Here is a 19,891-nt window from a genome sequence, read left to right on the forward strand (position 1 = left end):
CACCCTGGTCTGCGTGCCAATTTTCTGGAGTGGTGGCGTGATCACCAGGCTGGAAGGCGGTCTGCTCTTGGGGCTCTATGGCCTCTATCTGGTGGAGCAATTGGTGCTGAATATGCTCCCCGCGGCATTGGATGAATTTCGGCTGGTGGTTTTGGTGGCGGTTCTGCCGGCGGTGCTGGTGTGTGTCACCTGGAGCGCCTTGGCCTGGAGGCGGAAATCCCGGGCTACTTAGGCGGGGCTATAATAATCGCTGATAATGTCTAGTGAATTAAAAGCATTATGCTTACAGTTTCTGAGTACTTAGTTCAGCGATTTGTTGATCTTGGAATAGATAAGGCTTTTGGGATTCCTGGAGACTTCCCGTTTCCGATTCTTGATGCCATAGAAGCATCAGATGATCTTCAGTGGATTGGTTGTGTAAGCGAACTGAATGCCGCTTACTCTGCAGATGGATATGCGCGAATGCGCGGGGCTTCATTTTTATGCACTACCTATGGCGTGGGTGAGCTGAGTACCATTAATGGACTGATGGGCAGCAAAGCCCATCGCCTCCCAGTATTTATTGTTGTCGGATCTCCATGCAGACGAATTGTCCACCAAAAGCTCAGTACTTACCATACTTTTGGTGATGGAAACTATGGCGATCACGAGCATATTATTGAATCGGCTTGCTGCGTTAAAGCGATATTGACAGCAGAGAATGCGGTCGAAGAAATCGAACGGGCGATCCGCATGGCCTTGTCTAAATGCGAACCCGCTTACATTTTGCTCCCCCAAGATGTAGGTCTTATGCCCGTCAGCGGCACAAAATACTACAGGGAGAATCTGAGTAGTCTTAGGCGAATGAAAAGTAGTGGAGCTGAGCTTGATGCGGCTGCGAATACAATTGCCGACAAATTAAATGCTAGCTCTAGCCCAGTCTTGCTGCCATCCACACTTTGCGCTCGGCTTGGATTGTCGAGCAAAATTGAGCGATTAATTAACCAACTTAATTTGCCCTTTGCAGTGGCACCGCTAAACAAGGGTTTCCTAGACGAAAGCAGCCCTCAGTTTCTGGGAATGTATTCAGGAATAGAGTCGACACCAAAAGGGGTGCAACAAATTGTCGAAAGTGCAGATCTAATTATTGAGCTTGGCTCCCAAGTAAATGAGCATGTCAATACAGGCTTTTGGACCTCCCGCATCCCAAGCAGTAATCACATATGCATTCATGATTTCTGGGTGCAGGTTGGTGATCACATTTTTGTCGATGTAGCGATGGAAGATCTTGTCGATCGCCTGATCGTCTTATTAAGCGGAAGAATCAATGAAGGCCCAATATGCGAGACCTACGAGTTTTTGCCGTCTGGGGGAGGCCCAAGTGAAAAAATCTCTTCGAAAGCTTTCTATCCAAGACTTCAGAATATGCTTAAATCTGGGGATATTCTTGTTATAGAGGCTGGTAGCTGCGAAATACCTCTCTTGAGCATGAAGCTACATAAAGGTGTGCGAGCGGAAGCCCAGGTTCTGTGGAGTTCGATAGGTTGGGCTGGTCCTGCTGCGATGGGTATCGCAATGGAAAACCCGTCTCGCAGAACAGTTTTGGTAAGTGGCGACGGTGCACACCAGGAAACAATGGGCACGATCGCGACGATGGGCTTCCATGACGTTAAGCCAGTAATATTTATACTGAACAATGGCACCTATGGCTGTGAAAACACTATCTGGAAGCCCGGCAGAAATCAATACAACGATATTGCTTCCATCAAATATAGCCGCCTTCCTGAGGTGTTAGGCTGCAAGGCCTGGCATTGCCGGCAGGTTGCGACACTTGGAGAGCTTGAAGATGCCATCAAGCATATATCTAATAATCCAAGTCAAGCGGCATATATCGAGGTCATGATTCCCTCATCCGAGAATGTTCCATTGCCCAAAGAGGCCCTGGATATGCTTTTCAAGCTGGAGACGCCCAGCGTTTCGAAAGCATAGTGCAATTCAGGGGAAAAATATTAATCACTTGAGGATGATGTTTTGTATAATGGGGAAATTGAATATCCGGTAAATCCAGCTTGCCCGAGCCTCGACGATCTCCCGCGCTGGATCAGCCGCCTGCGCAATCGTGTGATCAGTCGTGTGTTTCGTGATCCTGGAGGAAGCTGCCAACCAACACCTGCCTTCACCACTGTTTGAAGAAGTGGGCCTGCGTTTTCTGGTGACTCTGCCCTTAGTTGAATACAACACTTCAGCCCAGGGCAGAGTCGGTCAAGGGGGGCAGAGTCAGGGGCAGAGTCAGGGGCAGAGTCAGGGGCAGAGTCAGGGGCAGAGTCAGGGGCAGAGTCGCTGGGTGAGGGCAGACTCCCTCATCTGGTGTTGCAAGCTCTGGCAGATGGCCCATTGAGCAAGTCTGAAATGCCCATGCTCTCGGACGAGATTCCGTCTCAGGGGCCCTTAACCGAACGATTCGCCAGCTCCTGGATCAAGACGAGATCGGGTACACCTTGCCGGATATGCCCAGAAGTCGGCTGCAAAAGTATCGCCACCTCAAGCCCCATTAATGGCTGCCTTCTTCTGTATTTTGATGTTAGAAGGTTTACTCATCGGTAGACATCTCTTCGATGGCCAACCTTGACAACGTCGACAACACGCATCTCATCATCGACGGAGTAAATGACCCGATAGTTGCCCTGTCGGACACGATAAAGATTAGGCCTGCCTGCGAGCTTTTCAGACCCTAAAGGCCGTGGATGCGTGGCTAGTGATCTAATCTTCTCAATCAACCGTGCCAACGTCGCCTTGCCTGATACCGCTTGGAGTTCTTTGGCAGCTGATGACTTAATCGAGAGACTATATTCGGCCACTATTTCTTAGGCTTGTGACAAACTCTTCGAAGCCATAGCTTGACTCAGCTTGCCTCTGATCAGCATCTCTCAAGTCATCAGCATCTTCTGCCAATGTCATGCGCACTGCTTCGTTGACCATGTCCGACATTGAGCGGCTACATGCAGCAGCTCTTAGACGCAGTGCACGATGAACATCCGCGTCGAAGTAGATGGTGGCCCGTTTTGCTTCATCCATTTCTCGACTTTAGCACTTTAACGTCAAGACGTCATGACGGCGGCGCTTCATGCTTGCTTCTGATCCTTTTCGCGTCCCCCATTGGCATCCCGTTTCAGTCGGATTCCTAATAATGGCCATTTATTGAGGATCCTGTTAATTTCTATTTATTGAGAATCCAAGTAGGTAATGGCCGCAGGAGAGCAGGTGATCCGCGCCCCTGCCCAGTTGGGGCCGCTTCTCAAGGGTGTCCGGCGGCAGCAGGGGCTTAGCCAGCAGGAGCTGGCCCTCAAGGCCGGAGGCACCAGCCAGGCCCGGCTCTCCCAGCTGGAGCTGCAACCGGGGCGCCTCACCCTGGAGCGCTTGCTGTTGATCCTGGCCGCGCTCGATCTCGAACTGGTGGTGCGGCCCCGGGAGAGCAGCGTCGATCCGGCCGAGTGGTGATGGGCAGGCCAGCGCGGGCACGGATCCAGATCCACCAGAGCAGGGCCACCGGCACCATCGCCAGAGCGAAGAAGGCCAGGCTAGTGCCGCTAGCATTGATAGCAACCTGATGGGCAAGCATGGCTGACCTGCTGGTGAGAGGTGTGGAGGAGGCCTTGGTGCGAGCCTTGAAAAAGCAGGCTGGAGAGCACGGCCGCAGCGCCGAAGCGGAGCACCGGGCCATTCTCAAGGCGGTGTTATTGAGCCCGCCCCGCCGCAAATTGGCCGATCTGCTGGCCGCCATGCCGGATGTAGGTCGCGACGAGGATTTCGAGCGTCGCAGCGAGGCCGGGGACGACACCGATGTATTTGCTTGACACCAATGTGATCAGCGAAGCCCGCAAGGGTTTACGGGCCGACCCGGGGGTGCAGGCTTTCTTCGGCGCGGTCAGCGACCAAGACCAGCCGTTATTTCTATCGACTATCACCATCGGTGAACTGCGCCGTGGCGTGGATCTGATCCGCCGCAGAGGCGACGCGGCCCAGGCCGATGCGCTGGAGCAATGGCTGGCTGTGCTGCTGGAGGCCTACGGCGAACGGGTCCTGGTGCTCGACGCGGAGGCCGCTCAGCTCTGGGGACGGCTGCGGGTGCCGCATCCCGAACATGCGCTCGACAAGCAGATCGCGGCGATCGCACTGCTGCATGACCTCACGGTGGTGACCCGCAACACGGCTGATTTTCTGCCAACGGGCGTGGCCTTGCTGAATCCCTTTCAAGGGCCAACCGAGCCTGCCCCATGACCACAACCCGAACCCGATTTTTAATGGACTTAGTCCATGGCTAAACCAAGCCAGTCAATGGCAGGGGGCGCCATGCAGGGGGATCCCATGCGAGTGGTGAACGTGCACCAGGCCAAAACCCATCTGTCGCGAATGATGCCCCTGGCGGCGCCGGTTCCCCAGCGCATCCCTGGCCGGTTACGCAGCCGGGGCCCCCTCAGCCAGCCCAACGTGCTGCTCGAACCCACCGACCCCAGTGAGCTGGAGCTCTGGGAGTTGAGCCCCCTGCTGCCTTAGGTGCCACGCTTTGGTGTGGTGGCGGTGGATTGATCCCGATCCCCAGCTCTCCACCTTCCCCTGCCAAACCCTCTGGTGAGATCCAAAAGATCCAAGCAGATTCGCCTTTGAGATCGCTTTACTTTGCTTTGTTTTAGGCATTCTATAACCGCCTGCTTAGTAGGTTGGCATTGATAATGCGTGCACTTGGTAAGCCAGTTTTGATGCTTTGTGTGGATACAAAAAAGATTTACTCTGCCTATCTTTCTCATTGCTGCCCAGGACTTCATGATGCCAAGCAAAGGTATCCTTATTTTTAAAATTCATTATTATGCATTGACTATATTTGCCGCATCGCTGCCAGGCTCAATTATGAATAATCTTGCTATTATGTGCTCAGGCTAGGCTGTGACGCCTTGAGAATCTATGGCGCTATGCGCGCGCCCCTGGTGCTTATGTATCGAGAATTAGTTGAGTATTTGCCAGGCTTAATTAAAAATCAGCCGCAGAAATGGGGATAATTCTGCTGTTGCCATGGATGGCATTAAGGGTGATTGTCAATGTTGTGTAGTTAATTGCATCATCCGTCCTCGTCTCTTCCATTGTGAATGCTCGCGTTTTGCTTGCATTTTTGCTTTGGACGTCTTTCCGGCGTATTTCGTATTGCCCTGGCTCAAGATTTTTCAGTGTGAATTCCTCGTTCCCCTTGAGATATAGTTCTCTGCTGATCACCCAAATGCCTTGGTCCTCTTTGTACAGTTTGACGTGGAAGTTAATTTCGCTATTGTTCTTTAGTGTTATCTCGGATCGACCTCCGTCGTTGCTCACCTCCTTGCTTGGGAGGTAACCTGTGCTCAGAGGTAGGTAGATTTGTGGTATTGGTATTTCTTTGGTGGGCTCAGTGGTGAAGTAGGGGTCAGAGGATTGAGCCTCATTGCTACTTTTGGGCGTTTGAAATGTATATTCAGGTACCTCTTCACCAGCTCTGCTTCCCGTTCCCTCTATATTTCCACTCAATAGACTAATTCCTATTAGCCCCACAAATCCTGCTATCCATCCAGCACAGCAGACCCCAACTGCTTTCCACTGATCACTGCTTCTTGGTAGTCTTGTGCCCCATACGTCTGCAAGTGATTTCCCCTCTCCATCTTGCCTGTAAGTATCAATAATGCTCTGACAAATCGATACCAGTGAATTTTTGTCTTTTGCTGATGATTTTTTTAAATAGTACAATGCTTCTGACGCAAGTATGAAAGCGAGCTCGGGTCTATTATTTTGCGCAAAATACCACGATTGATACAGCAGTATTCCCCCGTTGTTTTGGGCAGGCTTGTCGCCCCCTATAAGATTTCCAATTACTGATAATGGTGTCAAGATTATGCCCCATATTCCCCACCAACCAAATATCAGACTCTTTTTGGTCGCTTCATATGCAGCATCACCAGCACAATTTATGCACATCACGCCTTGAATGGGCGTTCTGACAGTGTTTAGGAAGCTTAGCGTCTCCCAGAACACTACATATCTTGGTTGTGCTGTAACGCAATTGCATTTAGAGCATCTTATTGGCTCCAGAGTCGATTCTCTATCGTTTCCTTCCTTCGGGGGCTCCTGGTTAGAGTTTGGCGCTCTTACACATTTTGTATCATACTCTGCTCTCTTCTGAGAGTTATTGAGGATCTCGTATGCTTTCTGAAGATTTAGAAACGACTCGTTTGCATCACTTGCAGGATTTACATCGGGATGCAATTTAAGGCACATTTTTTTATATGCTTTTTTTATTTCGTCGTTGGAGCACCCGATCTCTACACCCAATAATTTATAGTATCCAAGAGCATCGCTTGTCTTCTCTGGTGAACTTGCCTTTGTCACAGTAATAGAGGAGTGCCGACCTCTTCACTATTTCAAGGTTGGAGCAGTTCCGGTATCACCCGCGGGGGTGAATCCGGGGGTGAATTTCGGCTCCAATGAGGCAGCTAAAGCAGGCAGCATTATTGACTAAATTGGCGGTTCGAGCGCTGCCTTTGATCGTTTTTGTGTAGGGCCGGCTGTCTGCGCCTGCAGGTGCGTCTAGCGTGAAAGACATATTCCTGCGGTAGATCGCAAAGCGCTCCGATGAATGTCCTCTTTTTCCTCTTTGTTGGAGTAGTAGCCGGCTGGTTGGCTGGCGTGTTGGTGAAGGGTGGTGGCTTTGGCCTGATCGGTGACCTGGTGGTCGGGATCATCGGTGCCCTGATCGGAGGCCTGTTGTTTGGAGGGCTCGGCGGGCTAATTGGTGGCGGGCTCCTGGGCAGCATTGTGGTCGCCACGCTCGGTGCGATCCTGTTGCTGGTTGTCCTGCGCGTGCTGAAGCGAGCCTGATTGCCATGAGCCTTGAAAGGCGAGGCGCAGCAGGCAGCCGCTTCTTTGGGCGATGTAATCGACTGTTTTGGTATTTCGCCTGTTGGGATATAGGGGCCCAGCAGCTGGTCAATCTGGCGATGGACTGATCAGCCGCAGGCCAGGAAAGGCCTGCAGGTAGCGGCGCCGGTCGCGGGTTAGCAGCGGCACCCGCTCCATTAGGGCATGGGCGCCGATCAGGAAATCAGCCAGCACGGTGTGTCGCGAACCGCCCCGAGCTTTGTAGTCGGCGTGAGCCCTGGCAGCCAGAAAGGCGGCTTCGCGGGGGATGGGGCGGTAGGTATAAAGATGGGACGGCAACAGGTCATCCACGGTCTCGATCGCCTCGCAGGCGAAGGCGATCTCGGCATAGACGATCGGATTGATCAGCAGCGGACCCCGGTCGAGCCAAAGGCCAAGTTGCTCTTCACTCCAGGTCTGCCAGATGGGATCAGCTGTGATCACATCGAGGATCACATTGGAATCCACGAAAACCATCAGGACTGCTCGTCGCCACGGGTGAGGGCAAGCAGCTCATCGGTGCTGAGCCGAGTTCGCAGGCGGGCCCGACGCAGCCGTTGCAGGCCTTCGCTGCCAGGTGATCCCTCCGTTGGTTCCTTTTCGATCAGCACCCGGCCTTCCTCCACCAGGAAGCGCACCTGGGTCTGGGGCAGCAGGCCGCACTGCTCACGGATCTCCTGGGGGATGGTCACCTGGCCCTTGCTGGTGATCCGCATCGACTAACGCCCTGGCAATATCAGTAAGAATCTTACTGGCGAAAGCCATCCCGGGCAGGAGACGCTGAGCGCTACGAGCCACCGCTGCACCTATTGACCGCGATCGCGTGCACAATCGCTGGTGCTTTGGTCCCGACTTGGCGCAGCGTCTCTTCTACGCAACGGTTTTGGTATTTCGCCTGTTGGGATATAGGGGCCAGGGATGCAGCAATCACAACCAGTGCCACCGTGCTGACGGCAGCCAGAACGGGATAGGCGTGGGCCCGGATCATTTCGCGGGGGCTGTGGTCAGACATCTGGCGTGAACCGACGTGGTGTGCTGATTCTGGCGGGCCGTGGCCTTTGACGCTGCTGCCAGTGCCGCCGCGGTGCGGTGCCGCCATGGTGCGGCGTTGGCCCTTACTTCCCCTCCCTTATCAGCTGCTTTATGAGCTCCGACTGCTGCTGCAACTGAAATACGGCATAGGAGCTGATGCCCGTAAGTACGAAAAGCCAAGCCAGGGATGTGATCGCAACAGCTCTCCAGGGAAAACCTATTTGGGCGGCTATTGATTTGCCCTGGCCCTTGCCCTTGGTCTTGATGGCACGTGCCTGCAGGACTGCGGCGTCCTCCGGATCCTCCATCGCCAATACCAGCCTCAACAGTGCCTCTGGCGTGGCTGGAACAAGTGCCCCGGCCGTCTCAGTTCCGGCCTGCTTGCCAAGCTCGTCTCTACAGAGATCTAGGCCGCCGCCAGCCCAGAACAAGCCCCACGCTTTCTTGTGGCGATGCAAGACGACCCAGCGATGAGGTGCGGCGTCGTTGCGGACAAGCTGGCAGGCCTTCGCTAGAGACCAGCTCCGGCCCTGGGCTACCGACTCCTCTGATTGGAGAAGTAGTCGACCCGCTGGGTCTTTCTCATACCCATTGGCTAGGCGGAGGGCAAACACATCCACGATCTGGACCTTGACCCCCTTCTGATCGGGCGTCCAGGCTGGTGCCATGAACAACTGCGCTCCCCCGATCTTGTGGAGGCACTCCGGGGATTGGACGTTCTGGGGCAAGTTAGGGGTGCTGGGGTTACAAGCATGCCCGCGGATGCGGCCTGTCACAACAAGCCAGTGCTGAGGGCCATGCCGGAGTTCGCCGTGGTCATCGTTTGAACCAGTTACCTAGGGGCCCTGCTGCATGGAGAGGTATGTGGGCTAGCTAGTTAGCCGAAACTTTGTGCTTTGTTCCGCGCCGTTTTCAATCCATTTGATGTCGATTGTGTAGTCAGTTGGGTTAGTCCCTGCGGGCAGTTGGATTCGGCCTTTTACTCCTGCGATGCAGCCTTGTGGATCACCCCATCCATCGGGCTGAGCGACCGGGCAAGCACGGCTAGCTGTTGGCTCATGGTCGTACCAGACCCCGGCACCAGTCCAGTAGTTCGACTTAAGAGTGGTGTGATAGACGGCCAGGACGTTGCCCGGCTCAGTCTTGGCTACTACATAGGTGTTGCTTCCGCCGGAGACGAAGACATCACCTTGACCGGAGAGACGGATTTTCCAGCTTTCGGCCATGGCTGGCGAAGCAATGAAAGCAAGTGCAGTGGCAGCGGCGATAGTCAGGGAGCGTTTCATTGGTCGTGGTGTTGGGTGCTTAGAGGTCTTTTGCGCCAGGCAGGAAGAGGGGCACTTACTTCAGGAACGATTTGGTGTCGTAGGTGAACACAAGGGGATCAGGGGTTGGCTCATTTGCAAGGGCCCTGCGCACAGCGGCAAGCATTGCGTCTTCGATGGGCCCGCTTTTGTACCTGCAGGCATTGAAAATGTTCTTGCCAAATTGAAGATCTACTGCCTTGTACCCAGCCTCCTGATTAAAGGCATTTATCAGGTCGTTCATTGAATTGCAGGGGACTGGAAATTCGCCACCCCAGGCCCTTCGAAATTCCTCGCCATGCACTTCAGCATCAATTATCAAGCGACGGGTGTTGGCCCAGGCAGCTGAGAGCACAAGGGCTTTTCTTGCATTTAGGACGTAGGGATTTTCTGGATCATTGACGAGGGCCAAGGCATCCCGGGTTGGCTGCATCGCTTCGCCAAGGCTCTGAACGGAGACATAGCCAAGGCGTTCAGACGAGATCGCCATGGCTGCCTTGAGATTGGCGATGGGCTTTGGTAGTTCAACCTTTGCCTGCAGGGTTCCGTAGAAGCTGAGTTCAGCAGGGGTCAGCTTGCGGATCACCTTTGCGCCGGGTGGCCCTGGTGCGGCGGAAGGTGTTGGCTCATCTGGGCATGGAGCTGTTGAGCAGGCATCCCAGCGAACAGTCTTTGATGCACTGACGGGCTGGCTGTAGACATCGGCTTGGCCCTTCCTTGCGGAGGTGGATCCGTTTGAGATGTAGAGACCGTTGTCTCCATCGTTGACGAACTGAGCGTTGCCGGTCTTGGTGTTTACAGAGACGGATGCGGCAGCGGGTTGGGCGAGGAGTGATGTAACTGCAAGCGCTGCTGCTGTAGCGAGAAGACGTAGCTGCATTGGTGGTGGGGTGGTTGTGGTGTTGGCTCTGTCGCCAGTGGGGTGGCAGTTATTTCAAAAAGGATTCCGGCTCCTCTTTCAGGACCATTGGCCTGAGGACTTGCTCCACCCATTGCTGTGGTGTGAAGGTTCCATCGCCGGTCCTTTGCTCGAAATCAGCTGTCAGGTCTTCGCCAAGCACAACTAGCCGAGTGATCTTGTTGGTTTTGGCCAAGAAGGTACCTGCATCTTCGCCGTAATTGCAATCAACCTCTACGCAGCCACGGTAGTAGCACTTGCCTGTCTCTTTCTTCGAGCTCTTGGATGCGTATATCCGAATGCCGGGAATTTGCTCTAGCTCGTCCCTGGTTACGGCGAGCAATGAAATTGTCCGCTGATGTGGGCCTGGAGGGTTATCGGCTCTCCTTTGCCACTCAGCATTGGTAACGGGCAGGACCTGACAACGAAGCAATGCCTCAGGGATTCTGGGGAGGAGCTCTCTAGTTTCTGCTTCCATCCCATCTAGGGCAATCTCCAGAAGCGTTGAGCGGTAGTCCAATGCCCCGTCGATTTCCCATGCCTTAATCAACCCTTCGTCTTCTCCCATCTTCCAAAGCAGTTCCGTGCTTTCCCGTACGTCCGCATCAGTCATCTCCTCCACCAGCTTGCCGGTGCCAAAGGCCCTCGCTCCTGGTGGAGCATTGAAGCTGAGCTGTGCTGGTGGGGGTGCCTTAGGAAAGAGTCCTGTGGCCCAGTCGAAGAGACCCATTTTCAAGCGAAAGGTCGTGGTGTTGGGTGTGTTCAATCATTGGGGGCAGGGAAGAAGGCATACACCAAGGCGGTGAAGAGCAGTAGCCAGAACAGTGGTGCCGATGCTTTCAGGAGGATCACCATTGCTACGGCAGCGATGGCTGCAGCCAATAGCTTGCGGCGGTTGATTAGGGAGAGGAGGTTCACGGGTTGGTTTCAGTGGATGGCCGCCAGCTCGTTGCTTGCCTTGACCCTCGTTGCCTGGGGCGCTATTCCCTTTCAGCGCTCAGGCCAGTTTTGACTTGAGAGAAGCCCTGATGCGATCGCTGTGGAGGTAGATGTCTGACACCTTTTCGAGCTGAACGAATTTCGGTTCGGTTTCATCAAAGATTTCCAGCCGTTTGGTGGAACCGTTGAAGTGCATCCGTAGAACCGACTTCCAGGTGTTCCCGTCCAGCAGGATGTTGCAGTAGGTCTTGGTGTCTTTTTCGGTAAGGCGATTGGGGTCGATCTCGCTGGAGCAAATAGCTCTGACGACATACAGGCCTTCCCGCTCCTCTTCGGTGAAGACGCTGCCATCACCTGTTTCGGCAGCGGCGGTACCGTCTTCGGGTTCTTCATTGGCGGCGTGAGCTTTCTCTGCTGCCATTGCAGAGCTGAGACGGTCGTTAATGCGGTCGTTGATCACTGCATTTATGGCGTCCATCACCACTGGCTTGAACTTCTCCAGTAGCTGTCCTGTGACCCGCTCGGCGGTATGGACCCGGCGGGCCATCTCCCGCACCAGCCAGTCGCTGGGATCAGTCAGCTCAGCCTTGATCTCTTCCTTCAGTCCACGCAGATACTTGAGGCGTTCGGCGGTGGAGAGCAGTGTCTCCAGGTCGAACATCGCCTTGGACATTTGCTTGATCTGCTCCAGCGGGGCTGACTTCAGATCACTCAGGTCAATCTCGGCAAAAGGCTTTTCGTCCATCAGGTTCTGACGGTCGAGATCCGAGAAGAACAGGAACTGCCTGCCGTTGGTCAGGATGCCAATTCGGGCGTGGGTGGCCTGGAAGTAGCGAGATAGCTGGCCCTTCTCGGCGCTCTTGAGATCGGTCCGATATGGCTTTGCCTCGACCAGGATCTTTGGCTGACCGTTCTCAAGGACCGCATAGTCCACCCGCTCGCCCTGCTTTATGCCAGGCAGGTCAGCACTGAACTCAGGCTTTACCTCGGTGGGGTTGAAGATGTCGTAGCCCAGTGCCTGGATGAAGGGGGCAATGAGAGCCATCTTTGTGGCCTCCTCATTGGTGAGGCTGTCGCCGGTTTGCTCTGCTCTGGCCGCCAGGGTCTGCAGGTGGTCGATCAGATCCATGGCGCTCGATAGGGGCTGTTGTCCAACAAGTACATCATCGTGAGGCAAATAGCAGGTCTTAAGGGTGCTTTGTATAAGGGCTGGCATTCGTAAACGGGATTCCCTGGTTCGCCCCTAAGGCTCCTGCTCCTGGCCCTGCTCCTCATCCGCGGGCATTGGCCCCTCAGGCCGGATGCAGTTGGTGAGCCCCATGGTGTGGTCATCCCAGGGGTCCACCTCGCCCCATTCGGGGTAGATCACCCACTCGGCGAGGCGGGCATGCAGGTTGTCCATCTCGCGCAGGCGCTCGACTCTTTCGACCACAGCCGGGTGGCTGGGCCAGACGCGCCGGGCCACAGAGAACAGGAAGCCATCAAGGATGAAGCCAGCCATTTGTCGTTGCTCGGTTGTTAGTTGCGGTTGGTTGGTCGTGGCTATTGGGCCAAGGAATTCAGGGTGAAAGTTCCTTCAGGGCCCTTTGCCGTCGACATCACGCAGGCTCCGGAACATGAGGCCGCCGCCCGCCGCGATCATCACGATGTAGGTGGCGAGTGCCCACAGCGTGGTGGGAATGAAGGTCAGGCGGATGCTGTTGAGCACGCCTACTACCAGTGCCGCCAGTGAGGCCCAGACCAAGAGGTTGGCCCACCTCTTGTAGGCGCCGGCAAACATCAGGCAGACGCCAATGCCAAGCGGGATCATCAGTAGGCCCATGCCCTGGGTGCCGATGGGGAACATCGAGCCACCGCCGCCGTAACGACCCCAGCCCATGCCGCCGCGATAGGCAAATGCCGAGCTGGCCATCACTTGATTGGCGAGCAGAAAGCCGCCAGAGCCAAACAGTGCTCCGCCAGCAATGAATTGAATAAGGTCTGATGCAGGGTTGCGTGACACGATGAATGGGGTTGTTTTGGCGTGATGCCACTGGCCATGGCGATTGGTCGGGCCGGCGGCGGTTTCTATCGGTCAGATAGGGAAGTATGGGGTAAAAGCTGAACGGATAAAGGGGCAATCTCGTGCTCAATGGCGCCTGACTGGAGGAGCCAGTCGTTGAAGCAGGTAAGGATCTCGCCGCAAGGGCAAGTGTTCTGAAAGTTGACCACGGCGGTGGCGGGGCTGGCCACCATGCCCCTTTAGCAAGTGTCGTCAGTAAAATGTTGTACGGCGTTGTTGTGTATAGCCTCCGCCAAGACTTGGCGAAGAAGAATATGTCTGAGTGCGGCTTCTCTGTCCGTTGTTGTAATAAGTTGTGCTGCCGTCGCTGCCCCTGTTTGAATACGTCGCGCCAATGCCGCCGTTCCCATCGCATATGCGGTTGGAGCCAGAGCCGTAGCAAGATGCGTTTGCTGGTATTGCCGTGATGGTGAGCATCGCTGCAGCGCCAAGCAATAGTTTTGGCATGAGTTTTGCGTTGAAAGTCATAGGACTCGCCGTTTTGTGAGTGGGTTGTTTAGTGGGGTTGCCCCCTTTGGACTTCTTCACTATTTCAAGATTGGATCAGTTCCGGTATCACCCCCGGGGGTGAATCAGCGGGTGAATTTCAGCCAGGCCCTAGGCCGCCTCAAACGATCAGTAGGCGCGGCCCCGGCCATGGCCTTAAATCCAGCGATCAGCCAATGCTTCGGCGCTGGTTGGCACCGATGAGCACAGCACCCGCTGATGAATGGATCCGACTCCCTGCCTCAGTGGCGGCCTTTGCTGCGCGGTGCTCGCGAGCGGGAGGGGCGCTCACCGATGGGCCGTTGGCTGCAGCTAGCCACCGTTGCTCCGGATGGATCCCCTCGGGTTCGCACCCTTGTGTTTCGCGGCTGGAGCGGACCGGCGGAGCTTGATCTGCTTACCGATGGTCGTAGCGCCAAGCCTGCTGAGCTGTTGCATCAACCGCAGGTGGAGCTCTGCTGGTTGCTGCCGAAGGCTCGCAGCCAGTTCCGCCTGCGAGGCCGTCTCGAGAAGATGGAGCCCGATCTCCAGCTGCGGGAACGGAAGCGGCACTGGCAAACGCTCAGCCCAGGTGGGAGGGCCCTCTGGAGCTGGCCGACACCGTCGGAACCTTTTGCCACAGGCGCTCTGTTTCCAGAAGAGCTGGATGACGTGGTGCCGATGCCGGAGCACTTTTTGCTGCTGCGCTTCGCCCTCAGCCAGGTGGAGCTGCTGGAGCTCGTCGGCCATCCCCATCGGCGTCGGCGCTGGCGCCGCGAGAGCTGCTGGAGGGAGGAGGCGCTCAACCCCTGACAGAGCGCAGGCCCACACCAGCCGCTGCTCCTTATGGATGGTGCAGCGATGCCGGATTGCGGTTTTGTTGTTGGCGAACTGGCCCAGCACTTCCACCCGATTGCCATGGATGGAGGCGAACTCGGCGGCGTATTGGCCGTGGGTTCTCCGTCTGGTCATAGCGGTGGCGTGGATTCAGCCCTCAGCCCCAAATCTTTTCTTGGCCGAGATGGCGAGCTTGAGGGTGGTGCAACCCGCCATGCCGTAGCCCGCCAACGACGCGATTGGCTAAAGCTTGCTGGGTGCAATGAAGCCGCTGCTGCCGATGAAGTACAAGGTGCGGCAGACCGTTTACAGGATCTATTGACTGTCCCTACAAGTGGGGACATTCGCTTACTCAAAGCCTCTTGCGACAGCGTTTTTACGCGCCTAGAAGGATTTGGGCTTATGCCCCTTATTCTTTATTGTTTACGAAGACGCAGAGCCCGACAGCCAGTCCAGCTACCATCGCAGCATTTATCATTCCGTCTTGGTATCCGTTCCTGACAGATTCATCGCACAACATTAGGTCACTTTCTCGTTCATCCTTAACTTCAGTGATCTCATCAACAATTTGGCGTAGCTCAGGCAGCGTCTGCTTGATTGTTTTGCTCTGCTTAATTTCCGCAGGGGTAGGCTTACTTAGATAGTTCTCCTCAGCTGTTCGTTTGATTTGTAAGCGACTCTCCCATATGCCAAGACTCATCTGAGCTTCGCCAAGGTTCTTCTGGTAGGAAGAACAGAATTTGTTGCTGGTACTAATTGAACCGCCCATTGCGAAAAACATCGCGACAAAGCTGGTAGCAATGCCGCTGACGATCCCGATTTGGATTGCTTCCAAGGTTTCTTCTTTCATCCGCTGTTCGGCTAGTTGCCTTTACCGCTTCAATATCCCAGCGTCGGTGCAGTTCCGGTATCACCCCCAGGGGTGAATCAGTGGGTGAATCTCAGTTCAATTGGCCCGTTAGCCGTGCACGCATTACGGCGTCGTGGCGGTTGTCTACGTCGAGCTTTTCGTAGATCCGGCGCAGGTGGGTTTTGATTGTGTTTTCGGACAGCACCAGGCTCCTTGCCACATCAGCCACCTTGGCGCCTTTCTCCAGGGCAAGAAGCACCTCCTGCTCCCTTTCGCTCACTAGCACCTCGATTTCGCCATCAGTGGCTGGAGCCAGCCGCCCCCCATTGCTGCGCAACAGCCCCAATAGGTCGGTGGAGAGGTCTGGATCGATCCACACATTGCCATTCACGATTGCCAGCACCGCATCCCGCAGGCCCATCAGCCCCCGGCGATGCAACTGCAAACCCTTCACGCCAGCCTGCATGGCCCTGCAGGCGAGGTTCATGTCGCCCTTGCGCAGGTGCAGCAGCATCGGTGGCAGCTTTTCGATTACTTCCCGGTGGCTCAGCAGTGGACAGCTCTGCAGATCCCCCAAACAGCTCACCGGGCATTGCTTACACAGGCCGGTGGGATCGGCGATCACCAGATCAGCTGCCTGAACCCCTTCTGCCGCAAGCTCCCTGGTTAGATCTTCCAGGCTGTCCGATATGGCCACCAGCTCCCAGCTCGGTGCCAGAAAAAACAGCATTAACCAAAACTGTCGCTCCAGCAGCGAACCATCCAGCAGGGCGATCCGAACCGGGCGGCCAATAACTGCTCCAATCGAGTCGTCGGTGAGGCCATTCAGGCCCACCTTGGTGGCAGCTGCCTCTAGTCGGGCCATCTCTGCAGCCCCAAGGCTGAGCAGCAAACCTTCGGGGTGGCGGCTGGCCTTGCCCATCGCCTGATGCACCCCGTGTAAACGGGCAGAAGTAGGGCGACCCTAGATCCCCATTTCTCAATTGCTTGGCCATCCCAACTGGCATCGACGAATCTGAGGAGCACTCACCTCCATCAGGGCCGCCGTGCTCAGGGTTGTTCTGGATCTATTGCTGGTGTCGGTGCTGATCGCCAGCTCCCTGGCCCTGGCCCGCTTCACCCGCCGCGGTGGCCAATTGGGTGCACCGATCCTGGTGCTGCTGCTTTCGATGGCCGTTGCTGGCACTGGCTTTGTGCCTGGAGCTATCGCCCGCCAATGGATCAGCGGACCGGTCACCGCCCTGGCGATTGCGGTCTTGATCCTGCCCCTGGATCTGCGGCGCCTGCTGCCCCAGGGTCGAGCCCTGCTCAAGCCCTTTGCCTTGGCAATTGTCTTGGTATGCGCGGCGGCGGTGCTCTTTGGCCTGTTGCTGTCCATGCCCCTGGGCCAGGCAAATGCAGCCATTGCTGGCGTGTTGGCGGCTGGATTTACTGGCGGCACCGTCAATCAGGTGGCAGTGGCCGAGAGCCTGGCGCTGGCTCCACCCCTATTTGCCCTGGTGTTGGCCGCCGACAATTTGACCGGGATCCTTTGGTTCCTGATCTGCATGGCGGCGGGTCTGGGCCTAGCAGCCGATACCCCACCCGCCCTTGCCAGCGAGCAGGAAAAACCGCAGGGTGACCAGCCTCGAGAACAGCTCCAGGCCAGGTTGCGCTCCCTGGTGGTTGGCCTTGGGGTTGTGGTCCTGGCCTTCATTTGCCAGCGGTTACTCCTGCCCTGGCAACTGCCGCTGTTGTTGGTCGTCACCAGTCTGGCTGTGCTGATCGCCCAGCTGCCTACAAAAGCAGCGCCTCAGGACGATCCGGAGCTGGGCCTACTGCTGATGCTGCCCTTCTTTTCGATGGTGGGCCTGTCGACCCCCTGGCGAGAACTCCTGCCCGCAGGCATCTGGCTGCTGCTGTTCTGTATTGCGATCGTGGCAGTTCAGGGCCTTGTGCTCTGGTTGCTGGCCCGTGGGCGCAGGGCTTCCCTGGAGCGGGCCCTGGTGGCGAGCATGGCCGCCATCGGCGGACCCAGCACCGCAGTTGCCATTGCCTTGGGCCTCGGCCGCCGAGACCTCCTACTGCCCGGTACGGCCCTGGGCATGATTGGCTACCTAATGGGCAGTTACCTCGGCCTGGGTGTGGCGCGGACCGTTGGCTTGTTTAGCGGTGGCCAATAAAAAAGGGCGGCAACTGCCGCCCCCAATGCAACTAGCCCAAGGGCTGCTATTTAGTAGCTAGTGCCCTGCCAGCCCGCTTCATAGCCCACGCTGAAGGCTTCTTCAAAACGTGAGTCGTACAGGCCTGAGTGGCGCTGATAGGCCATGCTCAGATTGGCGCCGCGGTCAACCTTGCCCTGCTTGTAGCCATCGCGGAAATAGTCGCACTTGGCACCAGTCCAGGTGTCGGGACACTTCACCTTGCCGCTGGAGTAGCCACCTGCTGGAGTTGCATCCCAGCCGGTTTCATAGCCAGCTTGATAGTTTGAGCGAAAGCGGGAGTCGTAGCTGTCACTGTGGCGGCTGAACTCGTTGCTCTTGCCTGCTTTTTTGTCCTTTGATCCGGCTTTATATCCATCTCGGTAGTAATCGCACTGGTTGCTATCCCAGGTGTCGGGGCAGGCGGGTTTGGCCTCGACACGCCCAGTGCTCATCACCGCCAGGGTGGTCGAGAGCAGCACTGTGCTGAGGGCAATTCTGAGCGCTTTGGCCATGGAAATCTGAGCTGATGGCAAGGGTTACCGGCCCAGGGCCGGCTGAATAAAACACTAGCGATTTTTTTGGCAGGCACCCAATGGGTACCTGCCTTTTGTGAGCTAAGCCTTGCCGCAGGTGCAGCCGGCCTTGCCACAGCCGCAACCACAAACGGTGCAGCAACAGATGTTGGTAGTCATGGGATTTACCTCGGTGAGATGAATTCAAGTTGGCCTTTGGGGCTTCCCCTGAACAGCGTCAATGTGCTGCCTTTGGCTGGGCCTTAATAGGGTGCAGACCGCCCGATTAGGTACGGCCCCCACGGCCCCGTTCGGTCGCCCCCAATCTTTGGTGCAGAGAACCGAGTCAGCGGATGCAGAGCCCGCTAGACAGCCAGGCCTCTTCCTCCCATAATGGGAGGAGTCGCAATGGGAAGTGCGCGTAATCGCCAAGCGAACCTTGGTGCAGTTCTGGGAGTCGGGCCATGGCGATGCTGAGCAACCCCTAAAGGCTTGGCATGCCCTAGTCAAAGCGGCTAGCTGGAGTCATCCAAAGGAGGTCAAGGCCATCTACTCCAGTGCCAGTTTTCTGGCTAATAACAGAGTTGTATTCAACATCGGTGGCAACAAGTATCGGCTTGTAGTCAAGGTTGAATATGAATTGAGAGCCGTCTATATCCGCTTTATTGGCAGTCACGGCGAATACGACAAGATCGACGCCTCAACAATCTGAGACACACCATGCAACCCATTAAACCCATTCGTAACCAAGTCGATTACGAACTTGCGCTTAAGGAAATTGATTGCTGCCTGGATGCAGTTTCAGGGAGCCCTGAAAGGGATCGTCTTGAGGTGTTGACTGTTTTGGTTGATGACTATGAGGCGAAGCATTGCCCAATCAGTCCGCCTGAGCCGATTGCGGCGATCGAATTTATGTTGGAGCAACAGGGTCTTTCTCGGAAAGATCTGGAGGATGTGATTGGCAGCAGCGGACGTATTTCAGAGGTGATGAATAAACAACGCCCACTTTCTTTGGTCATGATACGTAAACTGGTGAAGAAGTTTGGCCTGCCTGCTGAAGTGCTGATCTTCACCTGAGCTAAACTGGGGGAACGGTTCGCCCAATGGCTCGAGGATCTTCGTAATCTGAGGGCTAGGGCGAGAGTTCAGTTCAGACCTGTTCGATTTGGCATTTCTGAATTGCGGATCAACTATGGCCCTGGTTACAGGGTCTACTACCAGCAGAAGGACTCCAAATTGATCATTCTCCTGGCTGGTGGCGATAAGTCATCACAGTCCTGGGATATCGAGGAGGCACTGATACTGGCCCGTCAGATCAAGGAGGATGGTTGATGGCGATTAAAACCCTGCGCTACGACGTCGCTAAGACGCTTAGAACACCCGAGGAGATGGCGGCTTATCTAGAAGCTTGTATTGAAGAAGCAAATGGAGATACGGCGTTTATTGCCAAGGCCCTTGGTGATATTGCCCGAGCTAAAGGCATGACAGAGATCGCACGCCAAACAGGCCTATCCCGTGAGAGCCTTTACAAGGCGCTTTCAGGTGAGCGCAGCCCCAGTTTTGACACAATCCTGAAGGTCATTGCCGCGCTTGGGTTGAAGTTGAGCGCCGGTGTGCGTGATGAGCCTGAGGCAGCCTGAGCTTCCTTAGACACCACTGTCTTTGACAGTAGGGGCCGAATAGAACTAGTTGGCCTTGCCTTCCCATTGCGCGGCGAGGACTTGCGCGATGCCCTCAGGGGCTAGTTGCAGTTAATGCGCTTTGAACTGAGGAAGACGATCAATAGCAATTCTTCCGACAAAGACAGCGCCCCAGGCAGAGCGCTAAGCCGCTTGTGATGAATGGCTGAAATCACCCCCGAGACCTCGTTGCAGGAGCTCGCAGTCATCATCAATTA

Annotated in this window: 28 protein-coding genes and 1 pseudogene; 13 read left to right on the forward strand and 16 right to left on the reverse strand. The window is 55.7% G+C overall.

Annotation, left to right across the window (positions count from 1 at the left end; genetic code table 11):
• A pseudogene (locus KBY58_RS09780) lies at positions 1–232 on the forward strand (sodium:calcium antiporter); the annotation flags it as partial.
• Between the two features lie 47 nt (positions 233–279).
• Positions 280–1,968, forward strand: coding sequence for an alpha-keto acid decarboxylase family protein (locus KBY58_RS09785; RefSeq protein ID WP_255004154.1), 1,689 nt, complete (start codon positions 280–282; stop codon positions 1,966–1,968).
• Between the two features lie 605 nt (positions 1,969–2,573).
• Here the strand turns inward: KBY58_RS09785 and KBY58_RS09790 are convergent.
• Positions 2,574–2,837, reverse strand: a complete 264-nt coding sequence (locus KBY58_RS09790) for a type II toxin-antitoxin system RelE family toxin (RefSeq protein ID WP_255004155.1) — start codon at positions 2,835–2,837, stop codon at positions 2,574–2,576.
• Positions 2,838–3,222: 385 nt separating this feature from the next.
• On the opposite strand from KBY58_RS09790, the gene KBY58_RS09795 reads away from it, so the two are divergent.
• The 4 genes from KBY58_RS09795 (at position 3,223) to KBY58_RS09810 (ending at position 4,533) form a co-directional block, all read left to right on the forward strand.
• Entirely contained in the window at positions 3,223–3,477 is a 255-nt protein-coding gene (locus KBY58_RS09795) for a helix-turn-helix domain-containing protein (RefSeq protein WP_255004156.1), read from the forward strand.
• Between the two features lie 119 nt (positions 3,478–3,596).
• The gene (locus KBY58_RS09800; RefSeq protein WP_255004157.1) at positions 3,597–3,833 is read left to right on the forward strand and encodes a FitA-like ribbon-helix-helix domain-containing protein; all 237 of its coding nucleotides are present in this window, start codon (positions 3,597–3,599) and stop codon (positions 3,831–3,833) included.
• Positions 3,820–4,257, forward strand: a complete 438-nt coding sequence (locus tag KBY58_RS09805) for a type II toxin-antitoxin system VapC family toxin (RefSeq protein ID WP_255004158.1) — start codon at positions 3,820–3,822, stop codon at positions 4,255–4,257. Before KBY58_RS09800 ends, KBY58_RS09805 begins: the two co-directional genes overlap by 14 nt.
• 36 nt (positions 4,258–4,293) lie before the next feature.
• Complete coding sequence (locus KBY58_RS09810) at positions 4,294–4,533, forward strand: hypothetical protein (protein ID WP_255004160.1); 240 nt, start codon at positions 4,294–4,296, stop codon at positions 4,531–4,533.
• Between the two features lie 471 nt (positions 4,534–5,004).
• On the opposite strand, the gene KBY58_RS09815 is transcribed toward KBY58_RS09810, so the two are convergent.
• Positions 5,005–6,384, reverse strand: coding sequence for a J domain-containing protein (locus KBY58_RS09815; protein ID WP_255004161.1), 1,380 nt, complete (start codon positions 6,382–6,384; stop codon positions 5,005–5,007).
• A gap of 243 nt (positions 6,385–6,627) precedes the next feature.
• On the opposite strand from KBY58_RS09815, the gene KBY58_RS09820 reads away from it, so the two are divergent.
• Positions 6,628–6,873, forward strand: a complete 246-nt coding sequence (locus KBY58_RS09820; RefSeq protein WP_255004162.1) for a GlsB/YeaQ/YmgE family stress response membrane protein — start codon at positions 6,628–6,630, stop codon at positions 6,871–6,873.
• Positions 6,874–6,981: 108 nt separating this feature from the next.
• On the opposite strand, the gene KBY58_RS09825 is transcribed toward KBY58_RS09820, so the two are convergent.
• The 11 genes from KBY58_RS09825 to KBY58_RS09875 form a co-directional block, all read right to left on the reverse strand.
• The gene (locus KBY58_RS09825; protein WP_255004163.1) at positions 6,982–7,389 is read right to left on the reverse strand and encodes a type II toxin-antitoxin system VapC family toxin; all 408 of its coding nucleotides are present in this window, start codon (positions 7,387–7,389) and stop codon (positions 6,982–6,984) included.
• A complete protein-coding gene (locus tag KBY58_RS09830) occupies positions 7,389–7,628 on the reverse strand; it encodes an AbrB/MazE/SpoVT family DNA-binding domain-containing protein (RefSeq protein ID WP_255004164.1) in 240 nt (79 codons plus the stop codon). The genes KBY58_RS09825 and KBY58_RS09830 overlap by 1 nt, the downstream gene beginning before the upstream one ends.
• 71 nt (positions 7,629–7,699) lie before the next feature.
• Positions 7,700–7,924 (reverse strand): hypothetical protein, encoded by a 225-nt coding sequence (locus KBY58_RS09835; RefSeq protein ID WP_255004165.1) that lies wholly within the window; start codon positions 7,922–7,924, stop codon positions 7,700–7,702.
• Between the two features lie 103 nt (positions 7,925–8,027).
• Entirely contained in the window at positions 8,028–8,612 is a 585-nt protein-coding gene (locus KBY58_RS09840) for a hypothetical protein (RefSeq protein WP_255004166.1), read from the reverse strand.
• 201 nt (positions 8,613–8,813) lie between these two features.
• A complete protein-coding gene (locus tag KBY58_RS09845) occupies positions 8,814–9,230 on the reverse strand; it encodes a hypothetical protein (protein WP_255004167.1) in 417 nt (138 codons plus the stop codon).
• A 55-nt stretch (positions 9,231–9,285) separates the two neighbouring features.
• Positions 9,286–10,128 carry a hypothetical protein gene (locus tag KBY58_RS09850; RefSeq protein WP_255004168.1) on the reverse strand — a complete coding sequence of 281 codons (843 nt, stop codon included), beginning with the start codon at positions 10,126–10,128 and terminating at the stop codon, positions 9,286–9,288.
• A gap of 49 nt (positions 10,129–10,177) precedes the next feature.
• The gene (locus tag KBY58_RS09855; protein ID WP_255004169.1) at positions 10,178–10,876 is read right to left on the reverse strand and encodes a hypothetical protein; all 699 of its coding nucleotides are present in this window, start codon (positions 10,874–10,876) and stop codon (positions 10,178–10,180) included.
• A gap of 32 nt (positions 10,877–10,908) precedes the next feature.
• Complete coding sequence (locus tag KBY58_RS09860) at positions 10,909–11,064, reverse strand: hypothetical protein (protein ID WP_255004170.1); 156 nt, start codon at positions 11,062–11,064, stop codon at positions 10,909–10,911.
• A 79-nt stretch (positions 11,065–11,143) separates the two neighbouring features.
• Complete coding sequence (locus KBY58_RS09865) at positions 11,144–12,214, reverse strand: type I restriction endonuclease (protein ID WP_255004171.1); 1,071 nt, start codon at positions 12,212–12,214, stop codon at positions 11,144–11,146.
• A 114-nt stretch (positions 12,215–12,328) separates the two neighbouring features.
• Entirely contained in the window at positions 12,329–12,586 is a 258-nt protein-coding gene (locus tag KBY58_RS09870; RefSeq protein WP_255004172.1) for a hypothetical protein, read from the reverse strand.
• A gap of 75 nt (positions 12,587–12,661) precedes the next feature.
• The gene (locus KBY58_RS09875; RefSeq protein ID WP_255004173.1) at positions 12,662–13,087 is read right to left on the reverse strand and encodes a hypothetical protein; all 426 of its coding nucleotides are present in this window, start codon (positions 13,085–13,087) and stop codon (positions 12,662–12,664) included.
• 765 nt (positions 13,088–13,852) lie between these two features.
• Between KBY58_RS09875 and KBY58_RS09880 the strand changes: the two genes are divergently transcribed.
• Positions 13,853–14,425, forward strand: a complete 573-nt coding sequence (locus KBY58_RS09880) for a pyridoxamine 5'-phosphate oxidase family protein (RefSeq protein ID WP_255004174.1) — start codon at positions 13,853–13,855, stop codon at positions 14,423–14,425.
• Positions 14,426–14,858: 433 nt separating this feature from the next.
• Here KBY58_RS09880 and KBY58_RS09885 read toward each other — a convergent pair whose 3' ends face one another.
• Both KBY58_RS09885 and KBY58_RS09890 read right to left on the reverse strand, forming a co-directional pair.
• On the reverse strand, positions 14,859–15,299 hold the full coding sequence (locus KBY58_RS09885; protein ID WP_255004175.1) for a hypothetical protein: 441 nt from the start codon (positions 15,297–15,299) through the stop codon (positions 14,859–14,861).
• A gap of 91 nt (positions 15,300–15,390) precedes the next feature.
• Entirely contained in the window at positions 15,391–16,221 is an 831-nt protein-coding gene (locus KBY58_RS09890) for a response regulator transcription factor (RefSeq protein WP_255004177.1), read from the reverse strand.
• Between the two features lie 124 nt (positions 16,222–16,345).
• Here KBY58_RS09890 and KBY58_RS09895 point away from each other — a divergent pair, with 124 nt between their 5' ends.
• A complete protein-coding gene (locus tag KBY58_RS09895) occupies positions 16,346–17,461 on the forward strand; it encodes a DUF819 family protein (protein ID WP_255004178.1) in 1,116 nt (371 codons plus the stop codon).
• A 50-nt stretch (positions 17,462–17,511) separates the two neighbouring features.
• On the opposite strand, the gene KBY58_RS09900 is transcribed toward KBY58_RS09895, so the two are convergent.
• Complete coding sequence (locus tag KBY58_RS09900; RefSeq protein WP_255004179.1) at positions 17,512–17,994, reverse strand: hypothetical protein; 483 nt, start codon at positions 17,992–17,994, stop codon at positions 17,512–17,514.
• A gap of 415 nt (positions 17,995–18,409) precedes the next feature.
• Here KBY58_RS09900 and KBY58_RS09905 point away from each other — a divergent pair, with 415 nt between their 5' ends.
• From KBY58_RS09905 to KBY58_RS09920, 4 genes are read left to right on the forward strand one after another with little or no spacing between them, the layout of a single operon-like run.
• The gene (locus tag KBY58_RS09905) at positions 18,410–18,706 is read left to right on the forward strand and encodes a type II toxin-antitoxin system HigB family toxin (protein WP_255004181.1); all 297 of its coding nucleotides are present in this window, start codon (positions 18,410–18,412) and stop codon (positions 18,704–18,706) included.
• Positions 18,707–18,714: 8 nt separating this feature from the next.
• The gene (locus tag KBY58_RS09910) at positions 18,715–19,071 is read left to right on the forward strand and encodes a type II toxin-antitoxin system HigA family antitoxin (RefSeq protein WP_255004182.1); all 357 of its coding nucleotides are present in this window, start codon (positions 18,715–18,717) and stop codon (positions 19,069–19,071) included.
• Between the two features lie 6 nt (positions 19,072–19,077).
• Positions 19,078–19,326: a type II toxin-antitoxin system RelE/ParE family toxin gene (locus KBY58_RS09915; protein WP_409995746.1), complete on the forward strand. Its 249-nt coding sequence runs from the start codon at positions 19,078–19,080 to the stop codon at positions 19,324–19,326.
• Positions 19,326–19,634 (forward strand): addiction module antidote protein, encoded by a 309-nt coding sequence (locus KBY58_RS09920; protein ID WP_255004183.1) that lies wholly within the window; start codon positions 19,326–19,328, stop codon positions 19,632–19,634. The genes KBY58_RS09915 and KBY58_RS09920 overlap by 1 nt, the downstream gene beginning before the upstream one ends.
• Positions 19,635–19,891 lie beyond the last annotated feature (257 nt).

The sequence above is a fragment of the Cyanobium sp. HWJ4-Hawea genome (assembly GCF_024345815.1).
Lineage (GTDB): Bacteria > Cyanobacteriota > Cyanobacteriia > PCC-6307 > Cyanobiaceae > Cyanobium_A.